This window comes from Rhodococcus sp. H36-A4 (genome assembly GCF_027158005.1).
Classification (GTDB): domain Bacteria; phylum Actinomycetota; class Actinomycetes; order Mycobacteriales; family Mycobacteriaceae; genus Rhodococcoides.
Window position 1 is genome coordinate 400,160 of sequence record NZ_JAPVLQ010000006.1, and the last position, 23,192, is coordinate 423,351.

The following is a 23,192-nucleotide window of genomic DNA, read 5'->3' on the forward strand; positions in this document are numbered from 1 at the left end:
ATTGGGTTTGGATAAATCAATCCCCGCACTGGTGGGGCGCACGTCTGACTGGGGGCGGAACAGCTATGTTGTCCGACGTGATCGATGTGACCATCGACTTCGAACATTCGAAAGATCAAGTCTGGGAAATCGTGACTGCGCCGGAATGGTATTCCCGGTTCTTCATGGGGCTCGAGTCCTGCCTGCCTGTTTCGGAGTCGATTCCCGGAGCGTTCATGGCAAGGGCCGACGGCACCGATCACGCCGTGCGGCTCGATCTCGACTACGTGAGAACGACGATGTCGATCACTCATCTCGATTCCGGTGGATTCGTCAATGTCCACCTCACCGAGGGTTCGCCCGGGCGATGTACAGCCGACGTGACCGTGTTCAAAGCATCTTTGAACGGTGCGTACTCGTCTGTTCCCGACCGCAACGGCGTTGTGTGCGATTGGTTGCGAGCTGGGTTCGCACACCTTTCCGACTACCTGGCGGGGAAGCCGACCTCCATTCTTTCCGGTTCGGGTAACTCCAGGACAATGCAACTCGATATCGCCAAGACGATGTACAAAACCGGCGTCATCCGCACCGCACGACCAGATCTCGCATTTCGACAACTGAGTTCGTTGTCCAAATGGGGTTTCACACTGGGCGGCGGTTTCGGCGCAGCCGCGGCGACCTCACCGGACGCGATCGCACTTATCGACGACCGAGGAACCCGGACGTTCGCAGAAGTACATCAACGGTCACACCGCATAGCTGCGGGTTTGTTCGCGATGGGTCTGCGCTCCGGAGACACCGTCGGGGTGCTGGCGCGCAATCACATCGCGATGACCGAATGCACAGTCGCCTGCGGATTACTCGGGGTGGACGTGGTGCTGTTGAACACCGGCCTGGCAGCACGCCAAATCGAGAGTATCGCGGACCACCATCAGCTGAAAGCGCTGTTCGCCGACGACGAGTTCGACTCGATCGTCTCGCATGTGTCCCAGGAAGTGCCGCGAATCAGCCTCTCCTCACGCTCGACCGTCCCTGGCAGGCGCCTGCTCGAGCAGCTGGTGGCGCCCCCGTCCGCGACATTCGCTCGGCCTGAGCATCCGGGAACACTGGTGGTCCTCACCTCTGGAACGAGCGGAACTCCCAAGGGCGCATTCCGCCCCACCGCCAAAGGGTTCGGAACGATTGCGGCGATGTTGTCCAAGATGCCGCTGCAGGTGAACGAGCGCATGATGATTGCCGCCCCACTGTTCCACAGCTGGGGTCTCGCCGCGCTTCAGCTCAGTACACCGCTTCGATCGACGGTTGTGTTGCAGGACAGATTCGAACCCGAATCCTGCTTGCGAGCGATTGCTGAGAATCGTTGTACTTCGCTCATCGCAGTCCCGATCATGCTCCAACGTATCCTCGAGTTGCCGGCGGACGTCCGCGCACGGTACGACACCTCGAGTCTGCGGGTAGTCGCATGCAGTGGATCGGTTCTGGCGGGTTCGATGGTCACTCGTTTCATGGACACATTCGGTGACGTTCTGTACAACTTCTACGGCTCTACAGAGGTATCGTGGGCAACGGTAGCCGGCCCTGCTGATCTCAGAGCTGCTCCTACGACGGCGGGGAAGCCGCCACTTGGAACCCTTTTGGCCATTCTCGACGGTGGGGGTGATCCGGTTCCGCGCGGCTGTGTCGGAAGAATTTTCGTAGGCAACGACATGTTGTTCAACGGATATACCAACGGCGCGACGCCTGCTGTCACAGCAGGCCTCGGGGCGGACATGATGGACACCGGTGATCTGGGTTACCTGGATTGCAATGGCCGGTTGTTCGTCTGCGGCCGGGATGACGAGATGATCATCTCAGGTGGAGAGAACGTCTTTCCTGGTCCTGTCGAGGATGCGATTGCTCATCTTCCTCAGGTCGGCGAGGTCGCAGTAGTAGGTGTGTCGGACAAGGAATACGGTCAGAGGCTTGCCGCATTCGTAGTGATGCGCGGCGCCGCAGGACTGGACGATGACATGGTTCGTCTCTACATCAGAAATCGGCTGAGCCGATTCTCGGTACCTCGCGACGTCACGTTTCTCGACGAGCTTCCGCGCACCGCAACCGGCAAGGTGATCAAACGTCTACTGATTCAGTCGTCGCCACAAACCCCGCTCGCAACCTAGCCACCGCGGCACCGTTATTCGGGCGATCAGCCCGTTATCGAACGGGTTCCCTGTGCCCTCGGACGGTTGAATTCACCTGACCGGCGACGCGAAGGAAAAGTCCGCCGCACCGGGGCATCAAGATCGTCAGGCTGACTGTAGCCGCGATATGCTGTCGGCTACATCCGGCGGCGAACCGAGGCTATTGATACATGAGCGCGACTGATACATGAGCGCGACCTTGCGCCGAACCAAGTCCGAATCGAAGTCGTTCTGGACGCGATTCGACACGCGGACAACGATGGTGATCACGAGCGCCTCTGGGGCGCTGCCGCTACTGGCAATTGCGCTGATCTCACCGTCGTTCCTTCGCGACGGCGCGCTACCCCTCCTGACCGCGATCGTCGTCTTCACTGCGATTACCGTGCTGTACGCCGTGCACGTCGGCAGACTGACAGATGGGCAGTTCGCGGCGCTCGGTGCGGGCGGCATGATCGGTGTCGCAATTTCGGCTTACCTCATCGCCGACCCTGCAGGTACGCGGGCAGTGACGTCACTGCTTGCCGTTGTACCTGCAATTGCAGCGTCCGGCTCCTCGCCCCGCATGACAGCTGCTCTCACGGCAGGTTCGGTGGCAATGGCGACGTGGTTGTCGGCCGTCAGTCTCTCGTCCTCAGGCGTTGCGGTCACCATCGTCGCTATCGGTGCGGGAGCAACGTCTGTGCTGGTACCGGTGATCCTGATCGCGACCCTTCGCCGGTCTCTGCTCATCGTCAACAAGCGCCTCAATGTTCTGGCGAATACCGATCCACTCACCGGTTTGCTCAATCGCCGCGGAATGATGACACAGGTAGAAGCGTTGCTCGACCAGACGTGCGACAGTCGCAGTCAGTTGTCCGCACATGTCATCGATATCGACCATTTCAAGGCCGTGAACGACAGTCATGGTCACGCTGCAGGTGATCTCATACTCGTGACGATTGCGGATGCCCTCGTTCATGCAACCGAGGAGACGGGGTCGCGTGGAACGATCGTCTCTCGCATCGGTGGCGAGGAGTTTCTCGTATTGACTCCCCTCACCGACAACCGTTGTTTCGAATCGAACATTCTCGAACGTGTCCGCTCCGAATGCGAGGTCACCGTCAGCATCGGATCGGTGACTGCCGACGTCCGTGCCGTCCTCGATCCCAGGCTCACCATCGACGGTGAATTGGACAGCCCCCACGTCGAGCAAGTCATCGATACACTCATGCACGCCGCCGACAACGCCCTCTACGCCGCCAAATCCAGTGGCCGTGACCGTGCGTCACACGCCGGGACAATAATGGTCACGTGGAACTCGACGCGGCAGACCGGTGAATCGCTGTCCCCTCGAAGATAGTTCCCCGCAGTCGAAGACTTGATATCCACTATGCGACTGCAGAAGAGTGATAGCCGTTTCCGGTCAGCGCACGCGAATCGCTTTCCATGAGATCCCAGACATCCGCATGTGCATCTCGTGCAATGGTCTCCCGATCCCACCACATCAAACGAGTGCGGTACTGATCGCTTGGGTACGCAGCAGCGGGCACAGTGGTGTCGATTCGCCCTCCGGACGTTTCCCACTGACGAAGCACATGGTCGGCAGCACTTGCGAACAAATACCTACTGCCCGTCAGTTCGATGGTCGGCAGCGCCGTTCTAGCCAACATTCCCGAAATCAGCCGCGCCGGCGCTCCCTCTCTAACCCACGCGCTCTTCATCTCGATGATTCCGTGCGGAAGTCGAGTCAGAAGTTGACCCCTGACCACGTCGAGCCCCGGTGAGTCCGCCCATTCGGTCAACACATGCGACTGCTCGACATAGGTATAAGGACCCTGCGCCCTAACTCCACCGAGCATCTCCCCCTCAGGTCCGAGAACGACGTAGAACAACGCTGTCGTCGCGCCCGATTCCACTTCGTCGATGTCGAGAGCACACGTCACACCATGGCGCGAATACGACGACCAAGCACCGTCGACATACCGCGTCCAGAGTTCCGGCGCTGCAGAAGGCATTGCCGCAACGAGAGTCATCGATCCCTCGCAGTGGCTGATTCTTGGCCCGAATGATGCGTCGACAGGCCGACGCATTCCTGACAGCTTCAACCGAGCGGCACGCGAACCCCTGTTCGCGGTAGGGGTTGCATAGCGGTAATCGACTGTCGCAGGTGCAGACATAATTTCTCCTAAGTAGACATACCGGGATCCGAAGTCCCCGGCTATGGGGCGAAAAGCCGACGCTATCGAGCGCCAACAGTTCAGTTGCCAAGTGGCAACCAGGCAATTCTTCCTGGTCGTGGAACATTTGACTGTTCGAAGGTCGTAAATCTTCTTCCAGCACTGCGGATAATCATATTTCCGGTACCGATGACGCACTTTGTCGAATCTTTCGACTCGGATTTCGCAGTCGTATCGGACCTCAGTGAACACCGAGTACACCTGTATCGGTTATCTTGACGAAAGCGGAGCACCTGCTCGAGCGTCCGAACGAGAAAAGTGAGAGCCACGTGTCAGAACATCGGATACTGAATTCGGCCCTCGAGAGCGATTCGACGACCGTCGAGGAACTAGCGGGTCTACCAGGGATGCGGATTCTCGACGCTTCACAGAATCAGTTCGAATCGTTGACGGGTCTCCTGCCGAGCCCACCGGTGGACGTCCTCGCCGAGCCACAACGGTGGATTCACTATCCGTGGAGACACTCCCTTGTGAAACTTCTCGGGCCGAGAGGCTTTCGGACTCTGCGACTGGACCGGAACAGAAACAAAATCACCCTCTCCGAGCAGGAGCGGATGACCGAACTGCGGGTGGGAGTGGTCGGTCTCAGCGTGGGGCACGCCGTGGCGCACACCATCGCCATCGAAGGGTTGTGCGGTGAGCTCAGACTCGCCGATTTCGACGTCCTGGACCTGTCCAATCTCAACAGAGTCCCGGCATCGGTGTTCGACCTCGACATCAACAAGACCACGGTCGCGGCACGCCGAATCGCTGAATTGGACCCATATCTGAAAGTGGTTACGCATCCCGAAGGTCTAATTGCTTCCAGTATGGACACGTTCATGGACGGACTCGATATCGTCATCGACGAATGCGATTCGCTCGACGCGAAGTTGAATCTCCGCGAGGCCGCCAGAAGTCGAGGCATACCAGTTTTGATGGAGACCAGCGACGGCGGAATACTCGATGTCGAGCGATTCGATCTCGAACCGACCAGACCGTTGCTACACGGCCTCCTCGGAGATCTCGATGCCCGCTCTCTGGCCGACATCACGCCGGAGCAGAAGGCACCGCTGGCTGCCCGGATTCTCGACCCCACGAAACTCACTCCGCGAATGCTCGCTTCGCTACCGGAAATCGGGGTGTCGCTGTCTACCTGGCCGCAACTCGGCAGCGATGTCGCACTCGGCGGCGCCTCGGTTGCGGCAGTGGTGCGCGCGTTCGGATTGGGTACGCCACCCCCGTCAGGAAGGGCGCGAATCAATTTGGAGACACATATCTCGGCAATCGTCGACTTTTGACCCATGGGCCGTCATTGGGTGGCGCGGTCGAGGTGTGTCACGCACCCGTTCGGATCATGCGTTCTTGAATGTCGACAGCCCGTCTCGGTTTCAAGTGGTGATCCGGTCTACCCCACGGTGTCTTCGGCGGCTCGACCGGCTTTCGCGACAGGCGTCCGCTCTCGGCGTGCACGGTGGCTGGTGTCGCAGAATGGATATATTTTGCTCCGCTTGCACATGCAGAGCGCGACGACACTGCGATCAGATACGACCTGGGATCCGTCGGGCATGGTGATCTCCACCGGACCGTTCACAAGCATGGGCCCGCGCTCCACCACGCGAATACGTGTACGTGACATAAGGGTCCTTACCCGATCTACTCGACACCACCATGTGAACAACACACCTGGCTGTGGGCCTTGCTTGCGCTGCAAAGTGACGGCGATGCAGTCCGCCGGTGTTTACCCCGCAGTGTGCGCTTCGAATCATGAGTCCTCCTACGCCGAATGACAACACCGACGATGCGCAGGGCGGGCACGGGCGCTACCGCCAATCGACTACGGGAAGCCTTGCATTGCTGGCGCGTAGCCGAGATAGAAACTAGCGTTTGCATGATGAGCGAGTCGAACGGCCTCGGCAATGAGACGTACGCAGCCCATCCCGGGGAACAGCACGGCGAGAGTCTTTCGTCACGGCTCAATTGGCTGCGCGCTGGTGTGCTCGGCGCCAACGACGGAATCGTCTCCACGGCAGGACTCGTCGTCGGTGTTGCAGCACTCTCGTCCGAGCGGGGACCGATACTCGCTGCAGGCGTCGCCGGTCTCGTCGCTGGTGCCGTGTCGATGGCACTCGGCGAGTACGTGTCGGTGAGCACCCAACGGGACAGCGAAAAGTCCCTACTGGCCAAGGAGAAAATGGAGTTGCGTGACGATCCCGACGCGGAACTCGAAGAGCTGACCTCGATCTACGAAAGCAAGGGACTCAGCCGGGCAACTGCGCTCACCGTCGCTCACGAACTCACCGAGCACGACGCTTTCGCAGCGCACGTCGATGCCGAGTTGCACCTGGACCCGGACAACCTGACCAGTCCGGTTCAGGCAGCACTGTCGTCTGCTCTGTCTTTCACCTTGGGCGCAGCGTTGCCCCTCATTGCGATACTCGCGCCACCGGCAACGGCTCGAATCCCGGTGACCTTCGTGGCAGTTCTGCTGGCGCTGGCATTGACCGGCCAGGTCAGTGCGCGACTGGGCGGCTCGAGGCCAGGCCCTGCAATGTGGCGCATCGTCATCGGCGGCGCGCTGGCAATGATCGTGACTTACCTGATCGGACAACTGTTGGGTATTGCCGGAGTCTGACGATCAGGGCTGTGCAAGGAGTGCAGTAAATTCTTCGGCGTAAGCGAGCTGTGTTCGCAATTCGGCGCACGTGGTTTCGGCTCGTCGATGGCATTCGTCAACGTATCGCTCGGCCGTTGCCCGTGCCTCGCGGTCGGCGGATCCATCTGCTCGCGCGTCGAGAGCGGTAAGAAGTTCGCGCATCTCCTCGAGCGTGAATCCCAGCGGTTTCATGCGCCGTATGACGAGTAGCCGCTGCACATCCGATTCGGTGTACAAACGGAATCCGCCTTTGCTTCGCGCCGACGGAGTCACCAGACCTGCGTCGTCGTAGTGTCGAATCGTCTTGATGGACAGCTCGGTTCGCGCTGCGACGTTGCCGATCTGCATCTGTGCCGGTTCGTCTTCGCGTTCAGGCATATCCGCATAGCTCCTTCTTTTCACGCGCGAACCCGTCAGTGCCCTGCGCCGAGATTTCCGCTCAGTAACCCATGTCGCTGCGCGCTGGCCTCGTTCAACCCGACGATGGTCGCGGTCTTTCCCTTGGCTGCGTATTTGGTGGTGATCGCATCAAGGGTCGCGACGGTCGACGCATCCCAGATGTGTGATGCCGACATGTCGATCACGATATGTGCAGGGTCACTGACGTAATCGAACTGATAGATCAAGTCGTTGCTGGAGGCGAAGAACAACTCACCATGCACCGCGTAGACGCGGGTGTCCGGGTCCGGGTGTGCCACATCGACGACCTCGGTCAGATGCGCGACGCGTCGCGCGAACAAGACCATCGCGGTCACGACGCCGACCGCCACTCCGTAGGCGAGATTGTCGGTAGCAACGGTGACCGCGACGGTGGCGACCATGACTAGGGTTTCGCTCGTGGGCATCCGCCGCAGTGTCGCCGGGGCGATGCTGTGCCAATCGAAGGTGCCGACCGAAACCATGATCATCACCGCCACCAACGCGGCCATCGGGATCAGTGAGACTATGTCGCCTAGACCGACGACGAGGGTCAGCAGGAACACGCCTGCGAGGAACGTAGAGATCCGAGTTCGTGCGCCGGATGTCTTGACGTTGATCATCGTCTGTCCGATCATCGCGCACCCGCCCATACCGCCGAAGAATCCGGTGACGATGTTGGCGACACCCTGACCCCAGGACTCTCGGGTCTTGTTCGAGTGACTGTCGGTGATGTCGTCGACGAACTTCGCAGTCATCAGTGACTCGAGCAGACCTACGATGGCCATCGTGAACGCATACGGGGCGATGATCTTCAATGTCTCGAACGTGAGCGGAACGTCGGGAAGAACTAGTGACGGCAAACTTGACGGAAGCTCCCCCTCGTCACCGACATTGGGAACATTCAGCGCGAACACGATCGTCGCCGCCGTCAGTAACACGATCGCGACCAGCGGTGCAGGGACGACGGTGCTCACCTTGGGCAAGAACACCATTGCCGCGATCCCGATGGCAACCATGGGATACACCAGCCAGGGGACCCCGAGAAGGTGCGGAACCTGGGCGATGAAGATGAGTATCGCCAGCGCATTGACGAATCCCACCATGACGCTGCGTGGGATGAACCGCATCAATCTCGCGACCCCCACCACACTGAGCAGGATCTGTAGCACGCCCGCGAGAATGACTGTCGCGATCAGATACTCGACCCCGTAGTCCCGCACCAATGGCGCGATGACCAACGCAACTGCACCGGTGGCAGCCGAAATCATTGCAGGTCTACCACCTACGATCGAGATCGTCACCGCCATGGTGAACGCGGCGAACAATCCGACCCGTGGGTCCACTCCGGCGATGATGGAAAATGATATCGCCTCCGGAATCAAAGCCAACGCAACCACCAGCCCGGCGAGAACCTCGGTCCGCAACCGTCTCGGCGATCGCAAGGCAGACCACACCGTCCATTGCGGTTCGATCGTCTGCGCTGCGGTGGCCGCGGAAGCCATGTAGATGCTCCATTCTCTGTCGAGGAACGTGGGGTGATCGGAAAGATGCGAGGTGGTGAACGCTTGCCGGAGTGGGGGCAACATCTCAGGACGGGCGCAGATTGTGTGCGTCCCCGAAAAGCTTCGTTCACGAACCTACCCTCCCGTGAGGGTAGAGTTGCACGTGAGGATGCCATTCGGTGACTCATCTCACGCCGATGGACCTTCGAAGAATTCCAGATTTGCAGCAGAACGCGCGGGCACTTGTCCAGAGCATCAGGTGCTCCACGTGGCATTCGACTACTGCGCGTCGACCGACATTTCGCCCATCTCGCCCCATCCGGTTGCATCCACGGTCTGGCTGATGATCTTGGGCGTCGACGCCAGTGCTTGCGGGAGTTCTTTCATTGCCTTCTTGAAGTGATCACTGTTGACGTGGTCACCACCGGCTTCATCATCGCGGAAGGCCTCGAGCAAGACATAGACGGATCTATCTTCCAGGCTACGAGACCATTCGAACCACAAGTTGCCTGCCTCGGCGCGGGTATTCGCGGTGAACTCGGCTACGTGTTCTGGCCAACGCTCGGTCCACTCGGGCTTCGTCTCGAACTGTACGACGATGAAGATCACTGTTTCTCCTTGGATTCGGAACTGTCAGGAAGCTGATTGCAGCGGCGCCTGGCTCTCGCTCGACACACTCGGGGCGATGTCAGTAGTCGTCACTGGAGTCGGAGGCCGCAGTCCCCTGTCGGACCCGCTGAATGTGGATGCGTCGAGCGAGCCTGATCATCGGGCGAATCAAGAGCTCGACACTGCCGATCAGGAACAACCACGTGCCAGCGACCGCCGTCGTCTCGCCGAAGAACAAGACACTGCCGACGATGAACCAGACGGCAACCAGAATGTCGTTGACGATACTGACGACTTCCCATCGCTGACGAATCATCAGTTCCTCGTGCCCGATGGTAAAGGTCAGTTCGCTCATTCGAGGCTCCTGCTGTTCGAGTGTGACGCCACAGGTAACTACCCGTAAACCGCGCCTCGAACACACAATGCAACCGGATCCGAAAGCCACAAGCGCAGCCGACTCATGTCAAGGTCAGATAGATCAGGACCACATTCAAAACAACGATGATGCCTGCGATGAGCCACGCCGCACCGGTGGTGATCCGGTGATTGACATCCTGTCCCATCAACACTCGATCGGAGGTGAACCGCACCAATGGGATCAAAGCGAACGGGATACCGAAGGACAACACGACCTGGGAGACGACGAGTGCGCGGCTGGGATCGATCCCAGCCGCAAGAATGAGAAGTGCAGGCACTAGCGTCACCACTCGCCGCAGCACAATCGGAATCCGCTTGCGTAGTAGGCCGTCCATGATCATCGCGCCCGCATACGCCCCTACCGACGTCGACGCGAGCCCCGACGCAAGGAGCCCCACCGCGAACAGCAGCGCGACCGATTGGCCCAATGTCTCCCCCACCGCCGCATGGGCGCCCTCGATCGAATCGACGCCATCGCGTCCGCCGAGAGTTGTTGCCGCCAAGAGCAGCATCGACATGTTGACGGCTCCGGCCAACAGCATTGCCAATCCGACGTCTATCCGGCTGATCCGCAGCAACCGCCGACGTACCGGTCCTGCTTCGGGGTGTCCATGGCGATCGCGTGCAAGTCCGGAGTGGAGGTAGACCGCGTGCGGCATGACCGTTGCACCCAGCATCGCTGCTGCGAGCAACACGCTTTCCACACCGTCGAATCGTGGGACAAGTCCCGCAGCGGCCTGCGAAAACGATGGAGGTTCGACGAACATGCTGGCCAGGAAGCCGACAGCGATGACGGCAAGCAAACCGAGGATCACGAACTCGAACGGCCGCTGTCCACGCCGATCCTGCACCAACAGCAACATCATCGACACCAGTCCGGTGATCAGACCACCGGCAAGAAGGGGCAGGTCGAACAGTAGATACAGCGCAATCGCACCACCGACGACCTCGGCGAGGTCGGTCGCCATGGCGACAACTTCCGCTTGAGACCAATATGCAAGTCGCACAGACCTGCTCGATTTCGAGCGGACGACTTCGGGAAGCGTCATGCCGGTGACGATGCCGAGCTTCGCGGACAAGAACTGCACGAGTCCGGCCATCAAGTTCGCCGCAACGATCACCCACACAAGCAAGTAGCCGAACTGCGCGCCGGCACTGACGTTCGAGGCGACATTCCCTGGATCGACATAGGCTATCGCCGCAACGAAAGCTGGACCGAGCAAGATACTGGCCGACCTGAACCGTGACGGCGGCCGCCTGGAATGGCCCGGTGAGGGCGAACTGCCCATCACACCTGTCCGATCGCCACGTTTTTCATAGTCCCGACAATAGAGTTGGGATCACCGAACTATGCGTTCGACGCGGACCTTCCGATCTATCCGACGTCGACCCACGTGTGAATTCGATCCGGTCCACGCACGGAACTGGGTATAACATCAAGCGATGACATCGATTGATGACAAACCGGAGGAACAACTTGCGACCCCCCGCGGGTTCGTACCGGTCCTGGCCGCAATTTGTACCGTCGTCGCCATCGTCAGCAGCGTCGGTGCACCTTTGATTCCGACAGTGGCCGACGCGTACTCGGTCTCGTTCACGAGTGCGCAATGGACGCTGACGATAACGATGCTGGTTGGAGCCGTTACCGTTCCGGTCCTCGGCCGCCTCGGAGACGGTCCCCACCGACGACCCGTGATCATCGGAGCGCTGTCCGTAGTCTTCATCGGTTGTGTTCTGGCCGCGATCCCCGGCAACCTCGCACTCCTGCTCATCGGGCGTGGCCTCCAAGGAGTCGGGCTGGGGCTGGCGCCGCTCGCGATGGCGGTAGCGCGCGATCACCTGACACCGTTCGAGGCCAAACGCACCGTTGCGGCATTGTCGGTGACCGCAGTCGCGGGCATCGGTCTCGGCTACCCCGTGACTGGGGTTATTGCCCACTTCTGGGGTTACCACGCCTGCTTCGTTGTCGCGTCTGCGGCATCGCTGGCAGTGTTGGTCGGTGGCATCACATCGGTTCCTTCCAGCCGGCACCTACCGCGCAAGCCGCTCGATATCGTCGGGGCAGCACTCCTTGGAATCGGCCTCACTCTGTTTCTGATTGCGCTCACCTCCGGCAGCTACTGGGGTTGGACTTCCTTCCAGACGATCGGATGTGCTGCGGTGGGCCTCGCGGTCGTCGTCGGCTGGACTTTCCACGAGCTGCGGACTCGGTTCCCGCTCGTGGAATTGGGACTGTTGTCCAAACCCGCAGTCCTGACCGCCGATGTCACCGGGCTTTTCGCCGGTATCGGGATGTTCGTTCTGTCATCTGCCGTCATCCGCTTCATACAGACTCCGTCCGACACCGGTTATGGCCTCGGTCAGTCGGCGATGGTGGCTGGCCTCGTACTCGTGCCGTTCTCGTTGACGAGCGTGTTCGCGAACAGGCTCCTTCCCCTGGCCGAGCGGTGGATCAGCAAATCGATGATCATGCCGATCGGTGCGATGGCCTTCGCCGGCGCCCTCACGCTGTTCCTGTTCGGTCGAGACGAACTATGGGTAGTCTTCGTACTCATGGGGGTAGCCGGCCTCGGGATCGGGTTCACCTTCGCCGCAATGCCGGCATTCATCGTCAGCGCGGTCCCACCGCACGAAACAGGCAGCGCACTAGGGGTCAACCAAGTAGCACGCACGGTCGGTGGTGCGGTGGGTAGCGCATTGAGCGCCACCGTGCTCGCGATATACACAGCCCCCGGGCAGACGTTCCCGGACAGCGCCGGCTACACAGCAACCGCCATCGTCGGTATCGGCCTATGGACGGGCACGGCAATCTTGGCTTTTGCACTGTCCTATCGAGGCAGCCGCGCCGAAAAACTGCCTGCCAGATTGGTCGACGAGAGCATCGAGTCGGCCGCCACCGGCGGCTTTGCCTACGACATCGCCAGCCGCAGAGGACAGAGTGAGGATTCACGATGATCCGAACACGCCCGGTAGCGCGCGTTCGTGACTCCGACCGCACCAAGCAGGATCTTCTCGAAGCTGCAACCGAACTGTTCGGCGCGCGTGGATACGAGAGAACGACGATCCGAGAGATCGGCGAGAAGGCAGGCGCTGATCCCGCCTTGATCGCCCGCTATTTCGGGAGCAAGGCGGCCTTGTATATCCAAACCCTGCCAACGGAAAACGAAAATCCGCACCTTTCGGACATGCTCGATCCCGCTCGGATCGAGGCAACGATTCGGCGTGTTCACCAGGTCGGTCCGAGCCCCGTACTGCAAGCAGTTGTTCGCGCACACGACGATCCGGCGATTCAGACCGCAGCTACAGCTCGGATCGACGCCAAACTCACTGCGGGAATACAAGATCGGATGAAGGAGGCAGGTCTCGACTCCCCACGATTGAGGGCTCAGATGGCAGTAGCCGTGCTGGCGGGTATTGCGTTGGGACGCGCAGCCGGAACCCTCGACGAGCTAGCGGGCGCAGAAGAGAACCAAGTCGTGCAACTGACGGTCAGGTTGTTGGAGTCTCTTTTGGACGAGAACAGGCTGTCACCCGACCACCCTTCGCCGTCTGGACTCTGACCAACGAAAGCCTTTCGCCCCCATCGCCGCTCAGGGCTTCAGAATCACCTTGACCGCGCCGTCCTGCTTCTTCTGGAATATCTCGTACGCGTGCGGGGCCTGCTCGAGCGGCAGGGTGTGAGTTGCGAACGAATCGACACCCAATGGATCGTCGTCACCGAGCAGGGGCATGATGTCGTCCACCCACCGCTTCACGTTTGCCTGGCCCATGCGCAGCTGAATTTGCTTGTCGAACATGGTGAGCAGTGGAAGCGGATCGGCAACCCCGCCATAGACACCGATCAGTGAGATGGTGCCCCCACGACGGACGATGTCAATGGCGGAGTACACCGCATCGAGTCTGTCGACTCCGGCCTTTTGCATCATCGGCTTACCGAGAAAGTCCGGCAGCAGACCGGTGAGCTGCTGCGCAGCCTTCGCCACAGGTGAACCATGTGCTTCCATCCCGACAGCGTCGATCACCGAGTCGGTGCCGCGCCCGTCGGTGAGATCTCGAATCACGTCGCCGAGTTCCCCCGCATGCTGGGCGAGATCGACGGTCCGAATTCCGCGGGCTTGCGCACGGGCAAGTCGCTCGGGGACTCGATCGACCGCAATGACGTCGAAGCCGAGGTGGGTTGCGATGCGGGCAGCCATGTCTCCGATGGGGCCGAGACCGAGGACCGTCACCGAACCGCCCGGCGGGATGTCGGCGTACACAACGGACTGCCACGCCGTCGGAAGCACGTCCGACAGGTATACGTACCGCGAATCGGGTGCTCCAGATGCAACTTTGATGTGGGTGAACTGCGCCTGTGGAACGCGCAGGTACTCGGCCTGTCCTCCTGGAACACTGCCGTACAGCTCGGAGAAACCGAACAGTGCCGCACCCATACCCTGCTCACGCACTTGGGTGGTCTCGCATTGTGTGTACAACGAGCGATCGCACATAAAACAGCTTCCGCACGATATTTGGAAAGGAATCACTACTCGGTCGCCGACAGCAAGGTTGGTAACCTCCTTACCGACTTCACGAACGATGCCCATCGGCTCGTGGCCCAGGATGTCTCCTGGTTTCATGAAGGCGCCCAGCACCTCATACAGGTGCAGGTCAGAACCGCAGATATTGGTCGAGGTGACCTCGATGACGGCGTCGGTGGGCTGCTCGATGATGGGGTCGGGAACCGAGTCGACGCGAACATCGCGCTTACCGTGCCAAGTAGCTGCTTTCATGGGACTGCTCCTTCGCTTTTCATTGCAAGAGTTGGCCTTCGAGCGGCCAGACCGACTATCAGTTTCGGCCGGCGGGAGCGACGGTGCTCTGATTCATCACTCGATCCCACCAACTGACCAATGGGCTCGGATCGAACCAAATCACGGACTCGGTAGTGTCGTCGATTGACATTCGGACTCCAGACTGTGGCTGCTCGTACACTTCGAGGCGCCAATCTGCTTCAGTGCCACTGTCTCTGATACCCAAGGCCGTGAGTGCGAAACACACGCAGACGTGTTTCCGCAGCACTTGTCAGCGTCGCGGCGCCTCTGCGGTCAGCTGTCTTTGTCCTCGTTCTCGGCGACTTCGGGAGCTACTTCCCGAGTAGCCATTCCTCCAGTCTTACCTTCGTCGGTCGGCCCGGGCCGACCGCCTTTAGGCTCGGTGGACTCGGATTCGATGTCTTCGTCTCGTCTCATGTAGCACCGACTACCCCGGGTAGTGGTGAATCAACCGAGTGTCGGATCAGGAGTCGGCTGGCCGACGGCCTTCGATGACAATCAGTTCTTCGCTTCGACATCCCACCTCGATCAAGCCTGCCGCTTCCATCCACGCTGCGCGCTCATGGAGGACGGGCCCGAAATCGATCGTTCGACGGCGTATTACCTCGGCGTCGAGCCCGGTGTCCCTCAGCCGATCGAGAGATTCCTCTACCCCGCAAAGTTCAGACTGCACCATCATCACTGCTCCACCCGGCACCAGGAGATCGAACGCGTGTGTGCACAGAAGATCCAACACCACTCGGCCGCGGTCTCCTGCGTCCCACGCACGGTGCAGACCCATCCCGACCGGCGGACGAGGTGAGGGTACGTACGGCGGATTGGAGACTATGACACCGAACGGCGCGTCTTGCCGCGCGTCGGACAGCGTCCCCAAGCGTGCGTCGACGTCGACGCCGTTCGCGTCGGCATTCGACAGAGCGCAGGCTACGGCCTGGGCAGAGATGTCGTACGCAACTACTTCCCGGGCACCGCGTCGTGCAGCTTCGATCGCGGCGATTCCGCTGCCGGTGCACAGGTCGAGAACCCGGGCACCAGCGAGTCCGGAGTGCGCAGCAATCTCGTCGCACAGAAGATACGAATCTTCCTGAGGCGCATAAACTCCGTCGTCGACACTGATGGATGGAAACGAACGCTCTCGTGCAACGGTCACCGGCACCTCCGTATTGGTACTGGGGAGTGCCCCGCCTTGCACACGGGCAAACCCCATCCTGCAACGTGACGTCGTTTCCGGTCGTACCCTATCGCCAGACCGGGGCCATTCGGGTAAGCATGTTGGGTATGACTTCAGGGACAGAACGAACCACCGACGCCGACGCCGACGCGGTGTGGGCGGTGCTGGCCGACGGATGGCAATACGCCATGTGGGTCGTGGGTGCATCCCGCATTCGCGCAGTCGACAGCACGTGGCCGTCGCCGGGTTCTTCGATTCATCACTCTGTTGGCCTGTGGCCTGCGGTACTTGACGACACCACGACCGTCCCCGAGTCTTTCCCCGGACGGGAGCTACAGCTCCGGGCACGTGCCCTGCCGTTCGGGACCGGTCATATCACTGTTCGATTGCACCCGCAGGCGCGCGGTTGTCGAATCCAGATGATCGAAGACGCTGCGAGCAAGCCTTTCAGTCTGCTCCCGGACTCGCTGCAGCACGGCGCAGTGCATCCTCGAAACTCGGAGGCCCTGCGCAGGTTGGCGTTGCTGGCCGAGCGAGCGACCCATTGACGGTCGTCATCGGTCACGCCCGATCGTGGACAGGTCTGGGCACCGCCGCGGACTTCGGAAGGGTGAACCAGCTCGGCAGCCCGCGGCGCAACGTTGCCGGCCCGTCGATGGTCAGGTCGCCGGACTCGAGCGTGTGCGACCAGGTCACGTCGCCGCGCCAGATCTCGGTCAGCACACGCAATCTTGTGCTCACCCAGACCGAGACGGTCAGACCTGGATCGACATCGCACACGTCGACCTCACCGGGGGTGATCACGAGCCACCATGCCCGGGAATGCACTGCTACGTCGGTGAAGTGGAACTCGATCACCGCATGCTCGCCCGGGATGGACGTCGAACATACGTTGCGATGCATGTCCCACATGAGCAGTGCAGGATCGAGATCCCCATCGCCGAGGGTTCCGACCCAGCGCGTGCCCCACATACCGAGCGCTTCGACAACGGGTCGCAGCTCCATTCCCGCTCGGGTGAGGACGTAGCGCGCCTCATTTCCCGAATCCTGCTTTTCGACGATCCCGGCTACAACGAGTTGGTGAAGTCGCTTCGACAGCAGAGTGGGTGACATTCGGGGCAGTCCGCGTCGCACATCGTTGAAGCGGCGACTGCCGAGCAATAATTCGCGAACCACCAGCAGAGTCCAACGCTCGTCGAACAGCTCCATCGCCTTGGCGACGGGGCAGAACTGGTGGTACGAGGACCCCATCTACCGACGATAGCGCTCATCGTGTTCCCGGTACAGATCCTGTACTGGATAAACCCAGCTCACATTCTTACTCTTCGACTCATAGCCGATACAACGTCGAAGGAGCGGGACAATGACCGAAACCACAGAAGTTGTCGATGCAGACCGTGCGCTGAAGGCGGCGCACAGAACCATGTGGGGGCTGGGAAACTATCCTGCCGTCGCTGCCGAAGTAGTTCAGGAACTCGGGCCGACACTCGTACGCGCGTGCGGGGTCGAGGCCGGTCAGCGAGTGCTCGACGTCGCAGCAGGATCAGGGAACGCGGCAGTACCGGCTGCTGCGGCCGGCGCAACCGTGATCGCAAGTGACCTGACACCCGAACTGTTCGCTCGCGGCCGCGAGTTGGCCGCAGCTCAGCAGGTCGACCTCGAGTGGATCCAGGGTGACGCCGAGGCTCTTCCGTTCGCGGACAACGAGTTCGACATCGTGATGTCGTGTGTCGGCGTCATGTTCGCCCCGCATCATCAGCAGTCTGCGGACGAGCTGGTACGCGTCTGCCGGGACGGTGGAACGATCGGGCTCATCAATTGGACGCCGGACGGCTTCATCGGAAAGATGTTTTCGGCGATGAAGCCGTACGCCGCTCCCCCACCTCCCGGCGCACAGCCGCCACCCTTGTGGGGCGACGAGGCGCATGTCCGCGGTCTGTTCGGAGATCGGGTCCGCGAATTGACCGCCGAGGTGAGAACACTGACCGTCGACATGTTCGCCCGGCCGGAGGACTTCGTGCACTACTTCAAGAAGAACTATGGTCCGACGATCGCGGTGTACCGCCGGATCGCGGACGACCATGCCGCGGTCAGGGTTTTGGACAGCTCACTGATCGAGCTGGCTGGAGAATTCTACGAAGGTAAAGCAATGCAATGGCAGTACTTGATCGTGACCGCGATAGCTCGCTGAGGTAGCAGAGTCCGTCAGCCCCCGTTAGCCGCGCTCTGGCCGGCACGACGGCCGAAGAAGCTGCCGTCGCCGAGTGACGCCCCGCTGGCGTAGCCGCCTGCGCAGACACCTGCGGTGCAGCGACCGGCCGCGAAGAGGCCGGGGATTTGTTGGCCGGAGACGTGGAGCACCTCGGAAGCTGTACTCGTCCGCAGTCCGCCCAGCGTGAATCCGCCCGTCATGCCGCGCAGGTCGATCGCGGCAATGGGAGTGCCTATCGGCTTGACCCATTCGGTCTTCTTACCCAACAACGGATCCTCACCGTTCACGGCGTGACGGTTGTACAGCTCGACTGTCGATTGCAAAGCGCCTGCGGGCAATCCCATGTCGGACTCCAGCTCCTCCACCGTCTCGGCGACCCAGGTGGGTCGGCGCCGAAGCTGCGGGGTCGAAGTCTGCGTAGTCATCGCGACCTCGTATGAGGCCTCGTCGATGACGAGGAACGCCTCGTTGAGGTTTTCGAACAGAACAGCCTGACCTACACGGCCGGGGTAGGTGTCCTCGTTGATGAAACGCTGGCCTCGTCCGTTGACCAATATTCCACGGATGAACATTTGTGGGTCACTGAAAAATGCGACCTCAGCGGCATCCATGTGCGCGAGGTCGGCACCGATTGCCTGCGCCATGCGGATTGCGCGTCCATCGTGCTCTTCGATCGACGCGGCCGGACGATTGATCAACCTGGGCGCGTACGACTCGACCATTGTCTTGTTGTAGGCGAAGCTGCCGGTGGCCAACACCACGCCCTTACGTGCGCGGACTGAAACGGTCTTGCCGTATTGCTTCGCTTGGACTCCGACAACCCGTCCGTCGGTATCGACGATCAGCGTCTGAACCCGCATGTCGTACTCGGATCTGACTCCGAGGGCGGCAGCCTTGTCGGTCAGCGGCTTCATCAGCATGTATCCGCCGCCCTTTTCGGAGCTGACGTGCTTATCTTTCATTTGAGGGACGTGCCCTCGCGGCGCCGGCGGAATGATCGAATTGAACGGTGCCGCGTTTTCCCCTCCGGTGTACTGCAAACCGTCATCGTCTGGGGGCTCCCAGCCCGGTTCACCCCAGAAACTCTCCTTGAACGGAACTCCGCAGTCATCGGCCAGCCAGTGATAATGCTCTACGCTTCCCTCGCAGTAGACGTCGATCTTGGCCTCGTCGACACCGGGCCCCAAGGCTGCCTTCATGAAGGCCTTCATATTGTCCACGGTGTCGTCGAATCCGCAGGCCTTCTGCAACGGGGTTCCGCCACCCATGTAGATGAAGCCACCGGCCATCGCGGCCGCGCCACCCCATCCACCGGTGCGTTCGAGCACCAAGACATCGGCACCTGCCTGGGCCGCACCGACCGCGGCCGCGGCCCCTGCTACACCGAATCCAGCGACGACGACGTCGGCTTCGTAATTCCACTCCGTCACCTGCGCTTCAGGTATCGGCTGGATTGGGCTCTCGGTGGTCGAATCGGTCCTCGTCACAAGGTTCAGTAAAGTCGAAAAACCTACCGATGTGCGGAATTTCTCGGTGAGCGGGACCGCGTGCCAGGTGGGACGACGTCCGCGATCCCGTTCTGGCCAAGCATGAGACCTGACCCCGCCGGAAACTCGATTCCTCGAGCCTGTGCAACGCGTGATGATCGTCTCGGCTCGGAATAGGTCACCATCTCCGAAGGTTAGCGACTGTAAGTAATTGGAATGAAGACTACAGATGCGCCAACGAAGAGAGCAGAACCAGTGAAATTGTTTTCCCCACTGACATTAGGCGAACTGAAGCTTGCAAACAGGCTGGTCATGGCGCCGCTGACACGTGTGCGGTCAGGACGAGACGGAATTCCCGGCCCCCTGGTGGTCGAGCACTACAAGCAGCGTTCCTCGCTCGGTCTCATCGTGACCGAGGGGACATATCCATCTCATGCAGGTCAGGGATTCCCGGGTCAGCCCGGTCTCGTCACGCCTGAGCAGATCGCTGGTTGGCGCAACGTCGCGGACGCAGTGCATTCCGAAGGTGGGCTGATCGTGTCCCAGGTCATGCACGCCGGGCGTGTGACGCACGAGGGGACAACGGGCGGCCGCGAGGTAGTGGGGCCGAGTGCGGTTGCCATCGAAGGCGAAACCCGTACCTACGACGGCAAGCAGTCCTACCCGGTCCCGCGTGCACTCCGAACCGACGAACTGCCCTCGGTGATCGAGGAGTTCGTGCAGGCGTCGAAGAACGCGATCGCAGCTGGTATGGATGGCGTCGAAATTCACGGTGCCAATGGCTATTTGCTCCACGAGTTCCTCTCGCCGGCGTCGAATCGACGTGAGGATTCCTATGGCGGATCGCCGGAGAATCGGGCCCGTTTCGTCGCGGAAGTCGTCGCGGCCGTTGCGGAGGCCGTCGGTGCAGGGCGAGTCGGAATCCGCATCTCTCCCGAACACAACATCCAAGATGCCTACGAGAAGGACGCCGACGACGTGCGGGCGACCTACCTGGCGCTCGTCGGTCGGCTTGCGCCACTAGGCCTCTCGTATCTCAGTGTGCTGCACAAGAATCCGGCGGGGGAACTCGTCCAGAGCCTGCGGCAGGCCTTCGGTGGTCCGACGCTCGTCAACAGCGGATTCAGCGAGATCACCAGCCGCGCCGAAGCGCTGACCCTTCTGTCGGACGACATCGGCGATGCAGTGGTCGTCGGTCGCCCTGCCATCGCCAATCCTGATCTCGCGTACCGATGGCGTGAAGATCTACCCTTGAATACACCAGATCAGAACACCTTCTATTCCGGTGGTGCAGAGGGTTACACGGATTATCCAGCACTGCAGCACTGACCACCAACTGCCGATGGCCCGCACCCGGAGAAACGGGTGCGGGCCTTTCTGTTCGGAGAATGCAGGCGTCAACGTGGGTTGGATACCGACCTCACCAGCGAGATTGACCGCCGTCCAACGGGATGACCGCGCCGCTCAGATAACGCGAGGAATCCGAGGCCAAAAACGCAACGGCTTGGCCGATGTCGCGTTCAGGATCGCCGATACGCCCCATTGGGATCGTCCGAACGAACTCCTCGGCTTCCTCCGGATTGTTTTCGATCCACCACTCGAGTGCTGGCGTAAGTGCATGCGGAGCAACGCAATGCGCGCGGATTCCTTCATGTCCCCATTCACTGGAGGCAGTCCGAGTCAACACGCGCATGGCTTCCTTGGTGGCTGCGTAAACACCGAATCCTGATGTGTCCCAACGAACTGCAGACGAGGTGATCATCGTGATAATGACTCCCCCACCCCTCTCGACCATCGATGGGTGGACGGCTCGCATCAGGCGCAGTACAGCTCGTGGTCCTGTTCTCAGGGCGTAGTCGAAGAAGTCGTCGCCGGATTCGTCGAGCGGCACCGGGAACGCGGAATTGGCGTTGTTGACCAGAATGTCGACGCCGCCGAAAGTGTCCATTGCTGCGCTCACAGCAGCCTCGCAGGCACCGTCCGAGGCGATGTCCACCTCGTATACGGCGACGTCTGCAGCCGAGGTCACCTGCGCAATCTCCTCGGCTACAGCCTCGAGTTTCGAGCGAGTACGGCCGACGAGGAAACACTTGGCCCCCGCGCGTGCGAACTCCAGAGCGACGCCCCGTCCGATTCCCTGGCCGCCTCCGGTGATCAAAGCGATTTTGCCGGTAAGGTTTTCGGTCACAACTGTGTCCTTCCGTCCTGCCATGGATCCGCCGTCATCCGAAATCCGGGCAGGCTAGTGAGTTCGTGTGTGAATTCGTAGGTTCGGGTGTAAGCGGTGTGCGCTATGCGCCAACGGCCGTCCTCACCCCGCTGATAACGGTCGTCGTAGAACGCTGCACCTCTGAGAATGGCGCCGTACTTGGGATGCATGACCATGTCGGACAGGTACCACACCCCGCTGGCGCTGTCGCCCTCGACGACGATCTCAGGGTGATCTACGCGGTGCTCGGTGATGAGTCCCGGTATCATCGCACTACGCATGAATGCCAGGACATCATCGCGTGAGGTGAACCGCAGGTGTTCACCGTATTCGGCAACGACATCCTCGGTCAGGGTCTCTGCGAATTCGTCCCATCTGCGGCAGTCGAGGGTCCGAAGGTACCGATATTTCAGTTGTTCGATTTCCGCGACGTCGTCACGCGTCACTAGGTGCTCCTGTCGAGTGATGGAGACCCAATGAGAACACGTTCTAGTGTGCGGTGACGGTAATTTCGGAACATTTCTGTCCGAAGTTCGGACGAGGCCGCGAAGCCAGATCTCTTGGTGGCCCGGAGGTTAGAACACGACACTCTCAGTCACAGACGACAGTGCAGTAAGAACTACCTGCGCTTGGGGGCGGCGGTGGACCACAAAGCCCACCCCGAACGAGCCTGCCTATCCGAACCCGATCACGCGGCAGTACGGCAAGCCCGACGCCGGGCATTATCTCGACACCACCGTAAGCCATGACGACGTTGTCTGGGTCGGGGGTATTGATCGTAGGACCTGAGCGTGGAAATCCTTGCGCGTCCGAAAGAGGTGGCTCGAGCCGTCGAAGGAGCGCTGGCTTGCACGGGACTTTCACTTCGCCACACTTTTGGTATCGATCGAATCGTCGCTCCGTGATCGCCTGGACATCCCCTCACAGAACTGACATCTATATGCCCGACTGGTCTCCCCTGCTCGTCAGCCGCTCCGGCCACGTCGAAAGAGAAGAGGCCAGGGCAGTATCGCGGAGCCTGAGGCGCCTGCGTAACTCGATCCCGCTACTGGGAGTTCGATCGGGCCGGGCTGAACCGATGCCACAGTGCAGTGACGAGCAATGCTCCAAGCAGTGATCCGATGATTCCGCTCGGCCGCAGCGATATTCCGTCGCCGGCAATCAAACTCACCACCAAGCCACCGACGAAGGAGCCCACAATTCCGGCGGTGAACGCCAGCGTCCAGTCCATGCCGGTCTTGGACCTGCCCAAGATCAACTGCGCGCCGGCACCTATCAGAAGACCGAAGAGAATTATTCCTATGATCAGCACTGATGCGACCTAGCCTTTCAGAGTGAGCG

The 23,192-nt window shown here is 60.7% G+C and carries 24 protein-coding genes; 9 read left to right on the plus strand and 15 right to left on the minus strand.

The genetic code is table 11. The features are described 5' to 3' along the window. Positions 1–65 precede the first annotated feature (65 nt). Both O1W68_RS18355 and O1W68_RS18360 read left to right on the plus strand, forming a co-directional pair. Positions 66–2,138, plus strand: coding sequence for an AMP-binding protein (locus O1W68_RS18355; RefSeq protein WP_269305937.1), 2,073 nt, complete (start codon positions 66–68; stop codon positions 2,136–2,138). Between the two features lie 208 nt (positions 2,139–2,346). After that, positions 2,347–3,498 (plus strand): GGDEF domain-containing protein, encoded by a 1,152-nt coding sequence (locus O1W68_RS18360; protein ID WP_269305939.1) that lies wholly within the window; start codon positions 2,347–2,349, stop codon positions 3,496–3,498. 28 nt (positions 3,499–3,526) lie between these two features. Here O1W68_RS18360 and O1W68_RS18365 read toward each other — a convergent pair whose 3' ends face one another. Next, on the minus strand, positions 3,527–4,171 hold the full coding sequence (locus tag O1W68_RS18365) for a hypothetical protein (protein ID WP_269305941.1): 645 nt from the start codon (positions 4,169–4,171) through the stop codon (positions 3,527–3,529). Positions 4,172–4,644: 473 nt separating this feature from the next. On the opposite strand from O1W68_RS18365, the gene O1W68_RS18370 reads away from it, so the two are divergent. Continuing rightward, positions 4,645–5,655: an Rv1355c family protein gene (locus tag O1W68_RS18370; protein ID WP_442972404.1), complete on the plus strand. Its 1,011-nt coding sequence runs from the start codon at positions 4,645–4,647 to the stop codon at positions 5,653–5,655. 107 nt (positions 5,656–5,762) lie between these two features. On the opposite strand, the gene O1W68_RS18375 is transcribed toward O1W68_RS18370, so the two are convergent. After that, positions 5,763–5,993 (minus strand): CDGSH iron-sulfur domain-containing protein, encoded by a 231-nt coding sequence (locus O1W68_RS18375; RefSeq protein WP_269305944.1) that lies wholly within the window; start codon positions 5,991–5,993, stop codon positions 5,763–5,765. Positions 5,994–6,248: 255 nt separating this feature from the next. On the opposite strand from O1W68_RS18375, the gene O1W68_RS18380 reads away from it, so the two are divergent. Beyond that, positions 6,249–6,989, plus strand: a complete 741-nt coding sequence (locus tag O1W68_RS18380) for a VIT1/CCC1 transporter family protein (RefSeq protein WP_269305946.1) — start codon at positions 6,249–6,251, stop codon at positions 6,987–6,989. Between the two features lie 3 nt (positions 6,990–6,992). Here the strand turns inward: O1W68_RS18380 and O1W68_RS18385 are convergent, their stop codons facing one another. The 5 genes from O1W68_RS18385 to O1W68_RS18405 form a co-directional block, all read right to left on the minus strand. After that, positions 6,993–7,388, minus strand: coding sequence for a MerR family transcriptional regulator (locus O1W68_RS18385; protein ID WP_269305948.1), 396 nt, complete (start codon positions 7,386–7,388; stop codon positions 6,993–6,995). 35 nt (positions 7,389–7,423) lie between these two features. Beyond that, complete coding sequence (locus tag O1W68_RS18390; RefSeq protein ID WP_269306105.1) at positions 7,424–8,932, minus strand: SulP family inorganic anion transporter; 1,509 nt, start codon at positions 8,930–8,932, stop codon at positions 7,424–7,426. A gap of 279 nt (positions 8,933–9,211) precedes the next feature. After that, positions 9,212–9,541 (minus strand): putative quinol monooxygenase, encoded by a 330-nt coding sequence (locus tag O1W68_RS18395; protein ID WP_269305950.1) that lies wholly within the window; start codon positions 9,539–9,541, stop codon positions 9,212–9,214. Positions 9,542–9,620: 79 nt separating this feature from the next. Further along, on the minus strand, positions 9,621–9,896 hold the full coding sequence (locus tag O1W68_RS18400) for a YrhK family protein (RefSeq protein WP_269305952.1): 276 nt from the start codon (positions 9,894–9,896) through the stop codon (positions 9,621–9,623). A 103-nt stretch (positions 9,897–9,999) separates the two neighbouring features. Continuing rightward, positions 10,000–11,247, minus strand: coding sequence for an Nramp family divalent metal transporter (locus O1W68_RS18405; RefSeq protein ID WP_269305954.1), 1,248 nt, complete (start codon positions 11,245–11,247; stop codon positions 10,000–10,002). 154 nt (positions 11,248–11,401) lie between these two features. Here O1W68_RS18405 and O1W68_RS18410 point away from each other — a divergent pair, with 154 nt between their 5' ends. Then, a complete protein-coding gene (locus O1W68_RS18410) occupies positions 11,402–12,913 on the plus strand; it encodes an MFS transporter (protein ID WP_269305956.1) in 1,512 nt (503 codons plus the stop codon). Further along, entirely contained in the window at positions 12,910–13,518 is a 609-nt protein-coding gene (locus O1W68_RS18415; RefSeq protein ID WP_269305957.1) for a TetR/AcrR family transcriptional regulator, read from the plus strand. The genes O1W68_RS18410 and O1W68_RS18415 overlap by 4 nt, the downstream gene beginning before the upstream one ends. Positions 13,519–13,548: 30 nt before the next feature. Here O1W68_RS18415 and O1W68_RS18420 read toward each other — a convergent pair whose 3' ends face one another. From O1W68_RS18420 to O1W68_RS18430, 3 genes are all read right to left on the minus strand, one after another. Then, positions 13,549–14,730, minus strand: coding sequence for a zinc-dependent alcohol dehydrogenase (locus O1W68_RS18420; protein ID WP_269305959.1), 1,182 nt, complete (start codon positions 14,728–14,730; stop codon positions 13,549–13,551). 315 nt (positions 14,731–15,045) lie between these two features. Then, positions 15,046–15,189, minus strand: a complete 144-nt coding sequence (locus tag O1W68_RS18425) for a hypothetical protein (RefSeq protein WP_269305961.1) — start codon at positions 15,187–15,189, stop codon at positions 15,046–15,048. 46 nt (positions 15,190–15,235) lie between these two features. After that, on the minus strand, positions 15,236–15,922 hold the full coding sequence (locus O1W68_RS18430; protein ID WP_269305963.1) for a HemK2/MTQ2 family protein methyltransferase: 687 nt from the start codon (positions 15,920–15,922) through the stop codon (positions 15,236–15,238). A gap of 128 nt (positions 15,923–16,050) precedes the next feature. On the opposite strand from O1W68_RS18430, the gene O1W68_RS18435 reads away from it, so the two are divergent. Beyond that, positions 16,051–16,491, plus strand: a complete 441-nt coding sequence (locus O1W68_RS18435) for an SRPBCC family protein (protein WP_269305965.1) — start codon at positions 16,051–16,053, stop codon at positions 16,489–16,491. A 13-nt stretch (positions 16,492–16,504) separates the two neighbouring features. On the opposite strand, the gene O1W68_RS18440 is transcribed toward O1W68_RS18435, so the two are convergent. After that, entirely contained in the window at positions 16,505–17,194 is a 690-nt protein-coding gene (locus O1W68_RS18440) for a winged helix-turn-helix transcriptional regulator (RefSeq protein WP_269305967.1), read from the minus strand. Positions 17,195–17,306: 112 nt separating this feature from the next. On the opposite strand from O1W68_RS18440, the gene O1W68_RS18445 reads away from it, so the two are divergent. Then, positions 17,307–18,134, plus strand: a complete 828-nt coding sequence (locus tag O1W68_RS18445; protein ID WP_269305968.1) for a class I SAM-dependent methyltransferase — start codon at positions 17,307–17,309, stop codon at positions 18,132–18,134. 14 nt (positions 18,135–18,148) lie between these two features. On the opposite strand, the gene O1W68_RS18450 is transcribed toward O1W68_RS18445, so the two are convergent. After that, positions 18,149–19,609, minus strand: coding sequence for an FAD-dependent oxidoreductase (locus tag O1W68_RS18450; protein ID WP_442972414.1), 1,461 nt, complete (start codon positions 19,607–19,609; stop codon positions 18,149–18,151). A gap of 288 nt (positions 19,610–19,897) precedes the next feature. Between O1W68_RS18450 and O1W68_RS18455 the strand changes: the two genes are divergently transcribed. Then, positions 19,898–20,971, plus strand: a complete 1,074-nt coding sequence (locus tag O1W68_RS18455; protein WP_269305972.1) for an alkene reductase — start codon at positions 19,898–19,900, stop codon at positions 20,969–20,971. Between the two features lie 91 nt (positions 20,972–21,062). Here the strand turns inward: O1W68_RS18455 and O1W68_RS18460 are convergent, their stop codons facing one another. From O1W68_RS18460 to O1W68_RS18470, 3 genes are all read right to left on the minus strand, one after another. Continuing rightward, positions 21,063–21,830, minus strand: coding sequence for an SDR family NAD(P)-dependent oxidoreductase (locus O1W68_RS18460; protein ID WP_269305974.1), 768 nt, complete (start codon positions 21,828–21,830; stop codon positions 21,063–21,065). Beyond that, the gene (locus O1W68_RS18465) at positions 21,827–22,297 is read right to left on the minus strand and encodes a nuclear transport factor 2 family protein (RefSeq protein WP_269305975.1); all 471 of its coding nucleotides are present in this window, start codon (positions 22,295–22,297) and stop codon (positions 21,827–21,829) included. The genes O1W68_RS18460 and O1W68_RS18465 overlap by 4 nt, the downstream gene beginning before the upstream one ends. 599 nt (positions 22,298–22,896) lie before the next feature. Continuing rightward, complete coding sequence (locus tag O1W68_RS18470; RefSeq protein WP_269305977.1) at positions 22,897–23,163, minus strand: GlsB/YeaQ/YmgE family stress response membrane protein; 267 nt, start codon at positions 23,161–23,163, stop codon at positions 22,897–22,899. Positions 23,164–23,192: the final 29 nt, after the last annotated feature.

Bases quoted from the DNA above. Each gene is read 5' to 3' on its own strand.
- O1W68_RS18380 (WP_269305946.1), top strand. From the start codon at position 6,249: ATGAGCGAGTCGAACGGCCTCGGCAATGAGACGTACGCAGCCCATCCC.
- O1W68_RS18425 (WP_269305961.1), bottom strand. From the start codon at position 15,189: ATGAGACGAGACGAAGACATCGAATCCGAGTCCACCGAGCCTAAAGGC.
- O1W68_RS18360 (WP_269305939.1), top strand. From the start codon at position 2,347: ATGAGCGCGACCTTGCGCCGAACCAAGTCCGAATCGAAGTCGTTCTGG.
- O1W68_RS18400 (WP_269305952.1), bottom strand. From the start codon at position 9,896: ATGAGCGAACTGACCTTTACCATCGGGCACGAGGAACTGATGATTCGT.
- O1W68_RS18355 (WP_269305937.1), top strand. From the start codon at position 66: ATGTTGTCCGACGTGATCGATGTGACCATCGACTTCGAACATTCGAAA.
- O1W68_RS18420 (WP_269305959.1), bottom strand. From the start codon at position 14,730: ATGAAAGCAGCTACTTGGCACGGTAAGCGCGATGTTCGCGTCGACTCG.
- O1W68_RS18435 (WP_269305965.1), top strand. From the start codon at position 16,051: ATGACTTCAGGGACAGAACGAACCACCGACGCCGACGCCGACGCGGTG.
- O1W68_RS18415 (WP_269305957.1), top strand. From the start codon at position 12,910: ATGATCCGAACACGCCCGGTAGCGCGCGTTCGTGACTCCGACCGCACC.
- O1W68_RS18375 (WP_269305944.1), bottom strand. From the start codon at position 5,993: ATGTCACGTACACGTATTCGCGTGGTGGAGCGCGGGCCCATGCTTGTG.
- O1W68_RS18410 (WP_269305956.1), top strand. From the start codon at position 11,402: ATGACATCGATTGATGACAAACCGGAGGAACAACTTGCGACCCCCCGC.
- O1W68_RS18445 (WP_269305968.1), top strand. From the start codon at position 17,307: ATGACCGAAACCACAGAAGTTGTCGATGCAGACCGTGCGCTGAAGGCG.
- O1W68_RS18365 (WP_269305941.1), bottom strand. From the start codon at position 4,171: ATGACTCTCGTTGCGGCAATGCCTTCTGCAGCGCCGGAACTCTGGACG.
- O1W68_RS18385 (WP_269305948.1), bottom strand. From the start codon at position 7,388: ATGCCTGAACGCGAAGACGAACCGGCACAGATGCAGATCGGCAACGTC.
- O1W68_RS18390 (WP_269306105.1), bottom strand. From the start codon at position 8,932: ATGGCTTCCGCGGCCACCGCAGCGCAGACGATCGAACCGCAATGGACG.
- O1W68_RS18405 (WP_269305954.1), bottom strand. From the start codon at position 11,247: ATGGGCAGTTCGCCCTCACCGGGCCATTCCAGGCGGCCGCCGTCACGG.
- O1W68_RS18440 (WP_269305967.1), bottom strand. From the start codon at position 17,194: ATGGGGTCCTCGTACCACCAGTTCTGCCCCGTCGCCAAGGCGATGGAG.